This window comes from Campylobacter sp. 2018MI01, assembly GCF_018501205.1.
In the GTDB taxonomy this organism is placed as follows: domain Bacteria; phylum Campylobacterota; class Campylobacteria; order Campylobacterales; family Campylobacteraceae; genus Campylobacter_E.
In genome coordinates, this window is sequence record NZ_JAHCZE010000004.1 from 1 (window position 1) to 14,867 (window position 14,867).

Annotated in this window: 10 protein-coding genes, 1 tRNA gene and 1 pseudogene; 8 read left to right on the forward strand and 4 right to left on the reverse strand. The window is 25.8% G+C overall.

The window, feature by feature from the left end:
• The first annotated feature begins 220 nt into the window (after window positions 1-220).
• The 6 genes from KJQ97_RS01445 (at window position 221) to KJQ97_RS01470 (ending at window position 8,030) form a co-directional block, all read left to right on the forward strand.
• Window positions 221-1,669 carry a DASS family sodium-coupled anion symporter gene (locus KJQ97_RS01445; RefSeq protein ID WP_214119728.1) on the forward strand — a complete coding sequence of 483 codons (1,449 nt, stop codon included), beginning with the start codon at window positions 221-223 and terminating at the stop codon, window positions 1,667-1,669.
• 126 nt (window positions 1,670-1,795) lie between these two features.
• Window positions 1,796-1,882, forward strand: a tRNA-Leu gene (locus KJQ97_RS01450).
• A gap of 22 nt (window positions 1,883-1,904) precedes the next feature.
• Window positions 1,905-2,114 (forward strand): alkylphosphonate utilization protein, encoded by a 210-nt coding sequence (locus tag KJQ97_RS01455; RefSeq protein ID WP_214117624.1) that lies wholly within the window; start codon window positions 1,905-1,907, stop codon window positions 2,112-2,114.
• Window positions 2,115-2,119: 5 nt separating this feature from the next.
• Window positions 2,120-3,421, forward strand: a complete 1,302-nt coding sequence (locus tag KJQ97_RS01460) for an outer membrane beta-barrel protein (protein WP_214117623.1) — start codon at window positions 2,120-2,122, stop codon at window positions 3,419-3,421.
• A 55-nt stretch (window positions 3,422-3,476) separates the two neighbouring features.
• Window positions 3,477-5,777: a FecR family protein gene (locus KJQ97_RS01465; RefSeq protein WP_214119729.1), complete on the forward strand. Its 2,301-nt coding sequence runs from the start codon at window positions 3,477-3,479 to the stop codon at window positions 5,775-5,777.
• Between the two features lie 9 nt (window positions 5,778-5,786).
• Window positions 5,787-8,030 carry a FecR family protein gene (locus KJQ97_RS01470; RefSeq protein ID WP_214119730.1) on the forward strand — a complete coding sequence of 748 codons (2,244 nt, stop codon included), beginning with the start codon at window positions 5,787-5,789 and terminating at the stop codon, window positions 8,028-8,030.
• A 15-nt stretch (window positions 8,031-8,045) separates the two neighbouring features.
• On the opposite strand, the gene KJQ97_RS01475 is transcribed toward KJQ97_RS01470, so the two are convergent.
• The 3 genes from KJQ97_RS01475 to KJQ97_RS01485 form a co-directional block, all read right to left on the reverse strand.
• Entirely contained in the window at window positions 8,046-8,489 is a 444-nt protein-coding gene (locus tag KJQ97_RS01475; protein WP_214117507.1) for a hypothetical protein, read from the reverse strand.
• A gap of 220 nt (window positions 8,490-8,709) precedes the next feature.
• Window positions 8,710-10,485 carry a dynamin family protein gene (locus tag KJQ97_RS01480; RefSeq protein WP_214119731.1) on the reverse strand — a complete coding sequence of 592 codons (1,776 nt, stop codon included), beginning with the start codon at window positions 10,483-10,485 and terminating at the stop codon, window positions 8,710-8,712.
• Window positions 10,482-12,458, reverse strand: a complete 1,977-nt coding sequence (locus KJQ97_RS01485; protein ID WP_214119732.1) for a dynamin family protein — start codon at window positions 12,456-12,458, stop codon at window positions 10,482-10,484. The genes KJQ97_RS01480 and KJQ97_RS01485 overlap by 4 nt, the downstream gene beginning before the upstream one ends.
• Window positions 12,459-12,670: 212 nt before the next feature.
• Here KJQ97_RS01485 and KJQ97_RS09990 point away from each other — a divergent pair.
• Together KJQ97_RS09990 and KJQ97_RS09995 are read left to right on the forward strand one after the other, a co-directional pair.
• Window positions 12,671-13,699, forward strand: a pseudogene (locus KJQ97_RS09990) (cache domain-containing protein); the annotation flags it as partial.
• Window positions 13,700-13,717: 18 nt separating this feature from the next.
• Window positions 13,718-14,557, forward strand: coding sequence for a methyl-accepting chemotaxis protein (locus tag KJQ97_RS09995; protein ID WP_502756485.1), 840 nt, complete (start codon window positions 13,718-13,720; stop codon window positions 14,555-14,557).
• 78 nt (window positions 14,558-14,635) lie between these two features.
• Here the strand turns inward: KJQ97_RS09995 and KJQ97_RS01495 are convergent, their stop codons facing one another.
• Window positions 14,636-14,857 (reverse strand): helix-turn-helix domain-containing protein, encoded by a 222-nt coding sequence (locus KJQ97_RS01495; protein ID WP_214117503.1) that lies wholly within the window; start codon window positions 14,855-14,857, stop codon window positions 14,636-14,638.
• Between the last annotated feature and the right edge of the window lie 10 nt (window positions 14,858-14,867).

Consider the following 14,867-nt stretch of genomic DNA (forward strand, 5'->3'; position numbering starts at 1 on the left):
AATAAAAACAGCTAATTTTCTCATATTTTTTCCTAATTAAATTTTTCATATTATAAAAAGTTATGAAATATATTATATTTTTTTTCAAAAAAAGATAATAATTTATAATAAGTGTTACTTTTATACACATTTTTTAAAGTTTTAAATACAATTTAAATACATTTTATGAATTATTCTGCTAAAGTAATCTTAATTTTTTAATTTTTTTTAAGGAGAAATGATGAAAAGAGCAATTTCTATTATTATTTTGATTGCTATTCCATTTTTATTCGCTACTATTTTGCCCGTGCCAAGTGGCTTAAGCGAAGCTGCGTGGGTAATGTTTGGTATTTATCTTTCAGCAGTTTTAGGTCTTGTATTTAAGCCTATACCAAATTCTATGGTATTAATTACTGCAGTGGCAGGAACTGCACTATTTATGGGACCTTATTTAGGTGGTGCAAAAGAAGCTACAAAACAAGCTTTAAGTGGCTATGCAAGTTCAACTACTTGGATTATAGTTTCTGCATTTGCTTTAAGTATTGCATTTACAAAAACCGGTCTTGGTAAAAGATGGGCTTATTTTTTAATAGGTAAATTTGGTAAAACTACTTTAAGACTTAGCTATGTTACTGCATTTTTAGACTTAGTAGTATCACCTGCAACTCCATCAAATACTGCAAGAGCAGGCGGAATTGTCTTTCCAATTGTAAATTCAATCGCACAATCTTTATCAAAAGATAAAGTTGAAACAGAAAATAGAGTAGGTGCGTTTTTGGCGTGTAATTCTTATATGAGTACAAAAATGACTTCATTTATATTTGCAACCGCAATGGCTGGAAATATGCTAGTGATTGGTTATGCAAATGATATTTTAGGAACTCACTTAAATTGGGGGAATTGGGCTGTTGCTATGATAATTCCTGGTATTGTGTGTTTATGTGTAATTCCATTAGTTGTTTATATTTTTGTTCGCCCTGATATAAAAAAGATTGATAATGTAGTAATTTCAAAACAAGGCTTAGAAGAATTAGGAGAGATGAAAAGAAGTGAGAAAATGCTTGTTTTAATCTTTGTTCTAGCATTGCTTGGTTGGTCTGTTCCGTCTTTAGCTAGTTCTTTATTTGGATTAAAGATTGATATAGATGCTACTGCAGTAGCTGTTGGTGCTATGAGTTTATCAGTATTACTTGGCGTTTTAAAATTTGAAGATATAGCAGGTTCTAAAGAGTGTATAGGGACATTATTTTGGTTTGGTGGTATTATGTCACTATCAGGTATGATGAATAAATTGGGCTTTTTTAAATGGCTTGGAACATTTATTCAAGGTAATATGAATTTAGATTTAGACCCATTGATAGTATTAATAATTATTGGTTTTATTAGTATTATCGTAAGATATTTATATGCTAGTGCAACCGTTTTCATTACAACTCTTTTACCGGTTTTATTTTTAATAGGCAAAAGTGCAGGAGTTGATCCATATTTATTAGCATTTTTATTAATTACTACAAATTCTTATGGCGGAGCATTAACTCATTTTGGTGGTCCTGCTGCTTCAGTTATTTTTGGAGCTGGATATAACACCGTAAAAGAATGGTGGATTACTGGATTTGTAGTGGCTATGGTATCTTTTATTTTATGCCTTGTAATAGGTCTTCCTTATTGGGAAATGTTAGGAATGAATTAATTTTTTTTCTTGTTTTGATAGGAATATCAAAACAAGAATTTCATAATCAAATATTAAGTAAAATATATTTAAAATATCACACTTTTATTTTTTTATAAGCAAATTTTATTATCATATGCAATTTTAGCCCAAGTGGTGAAACTGGTAGACGCGCTAGACTCAAAATCTAGTAGGAGCAATCCTGTGTCGGTTCGAGTCCGACCTTGGGCACCATAAATAAAAAAGGAATATAAAAATGCCAAAAGACGCAAACGGAAACGAATTACAAGCAGGAGATAATGTTAGCGTTATTAAAGATTTGAAAGTAAAAGGCAGTTCTTTAACTATTAAAAGAGGAACTAATGTAAAAAACATAAAGCTTACTTCAAATGATGATGAAATAGAAGCAAAAGTTGATAAACACGGAGTTATAGTTTTAAAAACTTGTTTTTTAAAAAAGGCTTAACATTTATGAAAAAATTTTTAACATTTTTACCTATTGCTTTATTAGCAAATCCATTTGATGACTTAGTAAATGCGTATAATCAAGAAGATTATAAAACTTCTTATGATATAGCTAGTTCTATTTGTAAGCAAACTTGCTCTGATATTAATTTAAATCTAATTATGGGTAAAAGTGCTTTTAGATTAGGTTTATACGATGAAGCTTTAGCTGCTTATGATAGGGTTTTGGTATTAGATGATACTAATACAGAAGCGAGATTACAAAGTGCTATTATTTATCAAAAAAACGGGAATTTAGCTTTACTTAAATTAGAACTAGAGAATTTAAAAGATGATGAACGCTTAAATGATGATGAGAAAGCTTTAGTTGCTAGTATGTTAAAAAATGTTAAATATCAACAAAAAGCCAATAATGAAATAAATATACCTTATGCGAGTATTGGTTTTGGATATGGATATGATAGCAATCCAAAAAAGCAGAATTTAAAAGATAGTTATTTACCAGTACCACAATTAGGCATTAATTTTCCAATACCAGGTGCTAAGCACCAACCAGCTAGTAGTATTTTAGCTAATCTTAATGCTGGCTATAAAAAACAAGTTAATAATGTATATGATTATGATATAAATATTAATTTTTATAATAAGTATTATATAAAACCAATTGAAGAAGATTTTCAGAATTTAAGTGTATTTACAGCTTCAATTAATAATGGTTTTGAGATATCAAGACAATTTAAATTAAATATTTTAATGTCTTATGATTATATTATTTTAAAACAAAAAAGATATTTAAATACTTTTACAGCAGATATTTCAGGTGATTATTATACTGAAAGTGGGCTAGCTTTTGGTCTAGGCTATACAATTAATCATAATAATTATTTGATAGAAGATAATAAAGAGAATGATTCAAATCATCATAGTATTTATGCTATGAGTAAGATTATTTCTCAAAGAAGTATGTCTTATTTAAAAATTGCTTATGATATAGAAAAAACTAGCAGAATTAAAGAAAGTTCAAATAATTATAAAGAATATTCAGCTACTGCCGGAATTATTTATATGTTAAATAAACAAGTAATATTAAAAGCAAGTTTAGGTTATGCTAAAAGTAAATATGATGAAAAAATCTTCTTAAATACGAGAAACGATATAACCTATAGAGTAAATTTTGGTGCTGAATACAATATGGATCATCATAATTTCTTCTCACTTGATTTAGGATATAATAGGGTAAAATCAAGTATTGAATACAATTCTTACGATAATCTTTACACTAATTTAATGTATAAATATAAATTTTAAGCTAACAACCTTTTAAAATATGCTATAATTTGGCATCATTTTGAAAGGATACGCTATGAAAAAAATATTATTGTTATTAAGTGTAATAACTCTAACCTATGCAAGCGTAGGTAAAATATCAGCCATTAGAGGTGATGCAGTAGTTATCTCAAAAGGTAATGAAATAAAAGCTTTATTAAATCAAGAACTTGATGAAAGCGATATTATAAAAACGGGAAACAATGCAAGATTACAAATAATCTTTAATGACAACACCGTTACTACTCTAGGTAAAAACACAAGCTTAGAAATAAAACAATTCTTATTAGATGGAAAAAACTCTAAAGTAAATCTTGAAGTAAGTGAAGGAAGCTTTAAGGTAATTACAGGAGAAATCTCAAAATTAGCAAGAAAGAATTTCTCTTTAAAAGCTCATACAGCAACAATTGGTATTAGAGGAACAGTGTTTGTAGGAGAAGTTGGACTTAATATAAACAAATTAGCTTGCTTACAAGGTGCAATAGATGTTAAATTAGGTAATAAAACTTCTTTAATTGATTCAGGAAAACAAATAAGCTTTTCAAATACTAAAATAATCAAAGTTGAACCTTTAAAAGTAAATGATTTTTCTTTAACCAAAGCAAATATTAACGAAGATAATAAACCAGAAAAAATACAAGAAAAACAAGAAGATAAACAAAGCACTACAAATACTAATAAAGTAACAAGTATTACTTTAAGTAGTGATATTAAAGCTGAAAACACTAATTCAAATTCTAAAAATACTTTACAAACTAGTGAGCAAATGAATATTGCAAGCGATATTAAAGAAGAAGTAACTGAAATCATTGCAAAAAATGATAATTCTTTAAATACAGATAATGTGCCAGAAATTGCTCCAAATAAACCTAGTGATGATTTAGTTATTCCAAGTAATCCAAATACGACACCAGATACGCCAAGTAATCCTGATAATAATACAAGCACACCAGAAAATAAGCCAAATGATAATAATGTGGCAATACCTGATGTGCCAGTGATTAAAGATGAAAAAGAATGGACTAAATTAGAACCTTCTATACCTAATAAATACTTTGCTAATAACAATGTAAATAGTTATTATTACTATTCAGAAGATTTAAATTCTAAAAGTGCAGCAAGTCTTAATTTAGGAACTATGACACTTGATTTATATGGTAGAAAATTAGAAAACGATAAGAGTGTTAAATCTTTTGATTATTATACTTTAGATGGTAAAAAGAATACTCTTACTAGCAATAGCTACAATGTTTCTGATTTAGGAACTAAAGAAATCAAAACTCAAAATTATAACTTGCAAAATACTAGTCTTAATACGCCTAATGCTGAAAAGAATTTAGAATATTCATCAGATTATGCTAGTTTTAGTGCAAATAAAAATGAATTAAAAGCTAAATTAATTGGTATTAATTATGATTTAAGCAAATCAGATTTATCTCATTTTACAACTTTAAAAGATGATTGGAATAGTTTTAAAAGTGATATAGAAAAAAATAATCAAACAGCTATTAATTATTACTCAAATACAAATTCTGCCGCTGAACTTGATTTATCAAGAGGACTTTTAACTTATTATTCAAAAGAGCAAACTAAAAAAGATGGTAGGGATAGTGCTTATAATTTAAGATATTTTGTTATGAACCATAATTATTTACAAATGCGTGAATATGATATAGAAGATTTAGAATACAACGGCTATACAATGAATTTTCAAGCTCCTACTGTTGTAGATTCAACTTCGGATCATTATAGAACTACTGCTTATGTCAATAAAGAACAAATTGAATACACTGCAAAAAATGGTAGTTTGGATTTAAATATTTTAAATATAAAAGAAAATTTAAAATTTACTAATTCTTCAAATTATAGAAAGCAATTAGCTGATTGGGATAATGAGAAAACTAAATTCTTTACAGAATTTTATACAAACCCAGCTCAAGAATTTTATTATGCTGATACGAAAAATAATTATGTTAAGTTAAAGCCAAGTGATTCGTATTTTGCTAGTTATAGTAAGATTAATGATACTTCTGATGTTTTATTTGAATTACAGAATAGTAAATTACTAGGAGTGTATAATAAAAACAATGTAATAACTAGAATAAATCCTCAAGTAAATTCAACTATGGATATTGATAATTCTCAATATAAATTAAAAATTGATAGCAATGAACTTGATAAGACTTCTATTAAATTAGAAACGGAAGCAAGTAAGGCTAAATTACAAATAGAAAGCAAAATAGCAAATGAGGATTTAAAGATAAAAACAGATGAATTAAAAAAATCTTTAAATATTTCAGATATAAATAAAAAGATTAATGAGATTAAAAATAAGTAAGGAATATATATGAGAAAACTTGTAATTTTATTAAGTGTAATAACTCTAACCTATGCAAGCGTAGGTAAAATATCAGCCATTAGAGGTGATGCAGTAGTTATCTCAAAAGGTAATGAAATAAAAGCTTTATTAAATCAAGAACTTGATGAAAGCGATATTATAAAAACGGGAAACAATGCAAGATTACAAATAATCTTTAATGACAACACCGTTACTACTCTAGGTAAAAACACAAGCTTAGAAATAAAACAATTCTTATTAGATGGAAAAAACTCTAAAGTAAATCTTGAAGTAAGTGAAGGAAGCTTTAAGGTAATTACAGGAGAAATCTCAAAATTAGCAAGAAAGAATTTCTCTTTAAAAGCTCATACAGCAACAATTGGTATTAGAGGAACAGTGTTTGTAGGAGAAGTTGGACTTAATATAAACAAATTAGCTTGCTTACAAGGTGCAATAGATGTTAAATTAGGTAATAAAACTTCTTTAATTGATTCAGGAAAACAAATAAGCTTTTCAAATACTAAAATAATCAAAGTTGAACCTTTAAAAGTAAATGATTTTTCTTTAACCAAAGCAAATATTAACGAAGATAATAAACCAGAAAAAATACAAGAAAAACAAGAAGATAAACAAAGCACTACAAATACTAATAAAGTAACAAGTATTACTTTAAGTAGTGATATTAAAGCTGAAAACACTAATTCAAATTCTAAAAATACTTTACAAACTAGTGAGCAAATTGAAATTAAAGAAGAAATTAATAATAAAGTAGTGGCTTTATTAGAAAAAGAAGATGATGAAAATTCTGATAATAATAAAGAAGATGAAGAAAATAATGATAATGACACAAATAAACCAGATATGCCAATAGTTCCTAGTGAGCCTGTTTATAATAAATATTTTTCAAATGCAGACAATAAAAACTATTATTATTCATCAAATACTAGCCTAAGAAGTGGCGATGTTAGACAAGACGCTGCAGAGCTTAATGTGAAAAAAGGTAGTTTAAATATCCTTAGTAATACTAAAAGCGGTAATAATATTACAGATTTTAAAAAAATTAGCGTTACAAATAATCAGCTAAACATATTAAAAACTACAAATGATGCTAATAGTGTTGAAGATTTTTCATATAGTTTAACAGATACTACAATTAGTGGTTTAGATGGATATAGCGATTTAAAATTTAGTGCTAATGATGGAAAAGTAAGTTATACTGCTAATAAAGAAAAATTAGAAGCAAATATTTTAGATGATAGTTTTTCTATGTTAAAAGACACAAGCACAAATTCTAATTATAATGCTATAGATAAAGAGTGGGGTAATTTTACAAATACATTATTTGAAAAAAATAAGGATTATTTCAATGTATCAGATTTAAATAAGGTATTTTATTATGGTTCAAATAAAGCTGCAATGCAGTTAAATCTTAAAAATTCATCTATTGCTTATTATTATGCAGATGCATATGAAGCTAAAAAACTTTATGCTGATTTTAAATATGCAAATCAAATATATTACGAAAACGCAAAGAGTTCAGGAAGTTCTTATGATAAGCAAACTTATGATGTATATAACAAAACCATATCACCTATTAACGGCTCATCTACTTATAATATACAAGCAAATGCTTCTAATGGCATTAAAAATCAAGATTTTGCTTTAAAAGCAGATAAAAATAAAGCAGAAATTAATTTTGGAAGTGTAATTTCTAGTTTGATGGATACTCAATTAGACCCGCAAAATAGATTTCAATACTTTTCTAATGAATTTGATAAATATAAAGATACTTATAAAAGTAAATATTTAGGTGCTGATGAAGATAAGGAATATTTTTATGCAGGTAGTGGAAGCTCAATTAAATTAAATCCCGCTAAGCAAGAAGTAGATAGTTATGTAGTATATGATGGTGGGTATGGAAATATTTTTAGAGTAACTTTTGATAAAAATATCGGAGATGCTACCTATGTTAAAAGAGTTGATGGTAGGGTTCAAGATGTTAAACATTCTCAAAAATTTAATATAAATAGTATTAGAGATGTAAATTCAGGTTATACACTAACAGTAGGCGATAGCAATAATGATTATAATTTTGCAGTGAAGGCTGATAAAGTTGGAGCTATATTAAAAGGCAATTTTAAGATAAATGGAGCTAATCATAACGTAGATTCTGATATTTTAAAATATGTAAATACTTCTGCAGCACATAAATTAGTTAAAGATACTTACGATAAAGCAGTTCAAGGAAAATAATAATTTTTAGGGGAGTTAGATTTGACCTAATTCTCCTAATAAACTTCTTAATTTATCATTTCTATATTTTATTTCTTCACTACATTTCCTAGCAATATCTATGCAAATATTTAAATAATTAGTAGTTTCATCATTTTCAAAATCAATATGTTTAGGATTTTGAATTTTATCTTTATTTACACATCCAAAAATATATGTTATTACATTTAAACTTGGAGTTAGTAATAAATATCTTTTATTATGATACATAATATATTGCTCGTTGCATTGTGTGGTTAATAGTGTGATTATTTCTTGTTTTATTTGTTCGTAAGGAGTATTTGGGAAATCTTTGGCTACTTTTTTGATAAATTTTTCATCATTAATTCTATCTTCTTCACTCTGCAAAAATACACTATCATTTTCAAGTAGTGTTTCAAGTTCTTTTAATATTTCAATAGCTCTAATGTAATCTTTCATTTTACCACCTACTATATTTATTACATTTATATTACATTAAAAAGAAAAATAAAGGTAAATTTTTTAGGTTATTTAATTAGTTTTTTTAATTAAAATAATTTTAATAATTAAGCATTTAGCCTAAATATTAGTATTTTTTATCTTTTATAGTCATAAATATATAAAATAATACATTGAAAATTTAAGTATAAATATTAAATATTTATACTTAAAAGGTCTTTTATATGTCAAAAGTTAAAAAAGAATTTGAAATAATATCTTTAATATTATTTAATTTAATTTGCCTATTATCTAGGCTTTTTGTATGTTTTAGCAGTATTGTATTTAACTCGTTTAGATATTCATTTTTTAATTTTATGATTTCTTTTTTATTTATCAATAGTTCTTCAAATTCAAAAAAACTACAATCAGTAAGCAATCTTTGATAAATTTCATTTTCACTAGGCAAATAAAGCTTAAATTGTTTGCTATCTAGCTCATAAAATTCACGACTTGCATTAATTTTTTCATAAAAAAATGATAGGCTTAATTTAGCTGCGTTTTCGTAATTATTTAATGCTTTTATATTTATTTTTTCAAAAAGCTTATTTAATTTAAGCTCATAATTATTTAAAGCCTTTTCATAATCATTTATAATAAGCTCATCTAATGCTTTATAAAAATCATCTGCTATTGCGTAAAAATCAGCATTTACAAGGTCATTGTAGTTTTTATCTAATTCTTTTGTTTTAGCAATATTTAAAGCATTTTTAAATTCTTTTAAAGGCTTGTGAAAATTATCTAAAAGGTTTAAAAATTGCTCGTTTATTTCTTTTCTAATTTTTAAAAATTGCTTATTAATCGTATCTTTGTTGTAAAAAATACTTAAAAATGTATCATCAGGATTTAAAGTTTTGTATGAATATTCGTTTTTATTAAAGCAATTTTTATGAAATACCCCATCATTTTGGGTATAAAAATAAGCATTTTTTACCTTAAAATTAGTCATAAATTCATTAGCAATCGTCCTTGCTATACTCTTTAAAGCATTTAAAATCTCATCATTAAAGCCACTATAATCAAATTCATTTTTTGCAAGTATTTCTAAATAATTTTTAATTTTACACTCTAATTCTTCAAGGCTTAGTTTAATTTCACTAATAATTCCTAAAAGCTCATTATTTAATGTTTTTAAAGACGCTTTTATATTATCTTCTTTAATGCTTGTTTTATTTAGATTTTTTAAAAAATCATAAAAGGCCAAAATATTTGAATCAGGATTATTTTCACTTGCTTGTTTGCAAGAAATTAGCTCAATTTTTTCAAAATACTTAGCAAAAACTTCATTTAAATAATTCTTTAATCTTAATTGCTCGGCTTCGTTTAATTTATCTTTTTGATTAATTAGACAAATCTTTTTTATATTTGGTTTTAATTCTTTAATAGCCTTTTCTTCACTAGCTTTACCAGCACTTTCAGCTAAACTTAGCCAAATTAAAGCATCAAAAGAATTAAATAAATTTTTAGAAAATTCTTCATCAGTAGTATTTGCATTTAGTCCTGGAGTATCAATTAGTGTAATATCTTTTAAAAGTTCGTTATTTGTAAAAATATTAATACTTTTAAGCCCATTTAGTTCTTCGTTTTGGTCATTTACAATATTGTTTGTAAGTTCGCTTAAGCCGTTTTCAAATTCTGCTAAAACTAAATCATTTAAACCATAATTAATATAAGTAGCAACAACGCTAACAGGTCTTGCCCCTGTAGCTAAAATATCTTTTTTAAAAAGCAGATTTAAAAGTGAGCTTTTACCTGAACTAAATTGTCCTATCACACCAACTTGTAATGGTAGATTATAATGCTTACATAAATTATCAATATTATTAATTAGTTTATTGCTAAGCATTAAATTAGGATTTTTTAGAGTGTTTTTTAAGGTTTTTAAATCCCCTAAAAAGCCTTTTTCATAACTTATATTATATTTTTCATTATATTCTTTTAAGACACTTTTTATCATTTTAAATTCTCTTTTATTTCTAATAATTTTTCTATTTTTTGTGTATTTAAGCTCAATAGATTTTCATCGTTAAATTCATTTATATTGATTTTTTCAATATGATAAATACTAAAAAATTCATTTTTCAAAAACTCATTAGCTAATTGTTTTTGCTCGCTAAAATTAAAAAAATTAAGATTGATATTTAAATAAATCGCATTTAATTTATTATTGATTGCATTTTCACTTTTATCACTTAGCAAATCAAGTTTATTTATGATTTTTTCAAATTCTTCAAATATTTCTTGTAATTTATTTTTATCAAAAATAATTTCATAATCTTTAGTAATATTTAGCTTTGCTTTAATTTCATTAAAATCATTTAAGAATTTATTACTCATACTTGAGTTAAGCCCATTTAATAAATCTTTAAAACCTTGAAAAATTACATTTCTTACCTTTTCGTTTGAGTAATTTTTGTCATAATTTAATTCATCAAAAATCCTAGCAGCTTGATTTTTTGCTAAAAAGCTTAATTCATGTGCTTGGATTTTGTAGTCTTTATTTAAGTATTCATTTAGCGATATTTCAAGTTCTTGTTTTAAGGCTAGTTTTTTGGCATTTTCGTTTTGTAGATTTTCTATATTTTTCATATATTCGTTTTTATCTAGCTTTAAAGAATTGTTTATATTAGTTAAAAGCGTAATTTCTAAATCAATTAGATTTTTAAATTTTTCGCTAATGCTATTTATAAATTCTTGTGAGCTAGTAGAATTAAAGCAAACATCGTTTAAATAGGCTTTTAAAGCATTTATTTCGCCTTTTGAATTGTCTTTTTTAAATTCACTAGCACTTACGCAAAATAGCTCATAATTAGGTGTAATATCTAGGTTTTTAAGCTCATTGTTAAAGCGATTTTTGACATATTCTTTTAATTTAATTTGCTCATCAATACTTATTAAATCACTTTTTGTAAGCACTAAAACTAGCTTTGAATTAGGATTATTTTTAGCAAAACTTGTTAAGAATTCTAAATCTTTAATGCTAAGTGCTTGAGTGCAAGTCATAAGGTATAAAACACAATTAGCAGTTTTTAAAAACTCTAAGCTTTTTTGTTCTCTACTAATTACTACATCATCAAGACCAGGAGTATCTATTATATTTATTTTATTTTTTAAATACTCGTTGTTTAGATGGATTTCAATATCTTTTACAAAAATACTTATGCTAGAATTTGCACTTGTATAATCGTATAATTCGTTTATTTTTACTTCAACGCTTTTATGCCCAACAAAATCAATATTAAAGATTTTATTTAATTCTTCATTCAAACTAGCTTGAGTTTTTAAGGCATTAAATTCTGCTTCATTATAAAAATTTACTTTTATTTTTTCATTTTCATCATAGCTAATTACACTAAGATTTGCTGTTTCAGGTGCATTTGATACACCTAAAAAATCTTGATTTAATAAAGCATTTATTAGGCTACTTTTTCCTGCGTTAAATATCCCGCTAAAAGCTATTTTATAATCTTTGCTAATTAATTGAGTATAAAACTCATCAAGCTTATCTTTAAGCTCATTGCTTAGAATTTGTTGTAAATTTTTATAAATATTTTCAAGTTTATCTTGGCTTTTTTTAAAATTATTATTAAATTCTTTTGATGAATTTATTTTTGTATTTTGAAGATAAGTGAAGATATTTTCTTTTATTTTTAATAATTTTAATTTTTCAAGATAAAAGATTATTTCAAGTGGATTTAAAAGATTATTGTGAATAGAATTTAAAACAGCAATTTGCTTCATTTTAAGCTCAAAAAAACTATCAGTATTTAAGTATTGTTTGTATGTTTTTAGATTTAATAATTCTTTATAATTTAATTCATTAGCACATAAAATTAATGCGGCAAGTTCGGGATTAAAAATATTTTCTTCATAGTTAAAATCAAGATTTCCTAATTCATCATTCCATAAATTTTTTAATAATTCTTGCAATTTAATTCCTTTTTGAAAAGATTTAAAAATCTTAGCTATTAAGACTTAAAGAAGTGTTACAAATAGTAATTAGGAGAAAAATTATCTAGTTTTTGTGTAAAAACTACTCAAATACCTATAAATATTTTAATTATATTTATCAATTAATTATATTTTTATTATATTTTTTGTGTTAGTATCTCGCCGAATTTTTAATAAAAAAAGGAAAAAAAATGAGTTTTAAAAATAAAATTTATTTAACTTTAGTTGTGCTATTGGCTATTGGATATTCAGTTTTAACTTACATTAGTTATAGCACTAGTAGTAAAACCATATCTTCTAATATTGAACGCTATTTAGATGATATTGTAGATAAAAATTTAAATTACATTCAAAATTTCATTAGCATAACAGAGCAAAGCATTAAAGAGACTGCTAAAACCTTATCTAAGTTTGATTCAAATTCTAAAGAAGCTTTTGTGCCTTACTTAGAAAATGAAACTAGGGTTTTAAATTCTCCTATGGTATTTTTAGCGTTTGAAGATGGCTCTATGTATGATGGCACAGGCTGGAAAGCACCTTTTGATGCAACTCAAAGAGGTTGGTATAAACAAGCAAAACAATTAAATAAAACTTTTGTAACCGATGTTTATGAAGACGCTCAAACTAAAAAATTAGTTATGTCAGTAGTTTCTCCAACTTATGATACAAATTCTAATTTTAAAGGTGCTTTAGGTGCTGATGTTACCTTAGATAAAGTTTCTGATTTTTCTAAAAATGCTGGAATTGAAGGTGGAGCTTTATATGTTTTAGATAATTATGGAATGATTATTGGTTATCCTGATCAACAATTAATAGGTAAAAAATTAGTAGAAGTATTTCCTGATTTAAAACCAATGCTTGATGAAATGTATTCAAAAAATAGTGGAAAATTAGAATTTGAATTAAATGGAGTAAAGCAAATTATGGATTTTAGCACTATTCCTGAAACTGGCTGGAAAGTTGCTGCTGCGATAAATAAAGAAATAGCATTTAAAGATGTTAGCAATCAGTTTAAAACGCTAATAATCGCAAGTGTTTTAGCTATTGTGGTTACTATTGGTATTGTTATATTGGTTTTAGTTTATTTGTTTAGACCATTTGATAGACTAGGCTTAATGATGAAAGATTTAGCAGTAGGGGAAGGTGATTTAACAAAAAGAGTTGCGATTAATGGTAATGATGAAATAGCTCAAATAGGAAAGCATGTAAATACTTTTATACAAAAAATCCAAACTTTAATAGCTAATTCAAAATCAACTTCAACAGAAAATGCAAGTGTAGCTCAAGAATTAAGCTCAACTTCACTAGCAGTAGGTAAGCAAGTAGAAGAAGAAACTACAATAATAGGTTGTGCTACTAAAGCAGGAGAAGCTATATTAAAAGATATAGATGTTACCGTTGAACACGCCGAAGAGAGTTCAAAACAACTTGAAACAGCTAGTGATAATTTAGATATTATTAAAAATCAAATATTAAAACTTGTTTCAGTATTAGAAAATCAATCTTTACAAACTACTGAATTATCAAATAAATTAAATCAAACTAGCCAACACACAGAAGAAGTTAAAAATATCTTAAATGTTATAAACGATATAGCAGACCAAACTAATTTATTAGCATTAAATGCAGCTATTGAAGCAGCTCGTGCGGGTGAGCATGGTCGTGGATTTGCTGTGGTTGCTGATGAGGTTAGAAAATTAGCTGAAAGAACGCAAAAAAGCCTTGCAGAAATAAATACAACAATAGGTGTGGTAGTTCAATCAGTAAATGATGCGTGTGGAGAAATGGAAAAGAACGCTCAAGATATTTCAAATATTTCAAAATCTAGTGTTCAATTAGAAGAAGTGGTTAATGAAAACTCTTTAATCGTTCAAACAAGCATTAGTGCTAATAAAAATAGCGTAAATGAATATAAAGATATAGCTAAGACTATTCGTAGTGTTATAACTCAAATTGAGCAAATTAACAAAATCGCTAATTCAAATGCTAGAAGCGTAGAAGAAGTAGCAGGAGCAAGTGAGCATTTATCTAAGATGACTATTAAACTTGATGAAGAATTGGGTAAATTTAAAATCTAACTTAAACCAGCTAAATGCTGGTTTAATCTTTTAGTGGAATTTAAATCTAAGATTATTTGTAAAAGTTTTTTAATATTGTTAGTTTGATAGGATTTCTTTTAATTTTCTGAAGTCTTTTAATTCATTTTCTAGTTTATAAACTTTTTTTAGCAAATTCATAGCAGCTATGGTTCTTGTGCTTATTCTATTTGTAGCAATTGCAATTCTTAAACTCCCTTCACTCATTCCAATTTTTTCTGCTAATTCTTTGTAGGTTAGATTGTTTTCTTTACAAAATGTTTTTATTTCTTCTACTTTCATATCATATCCT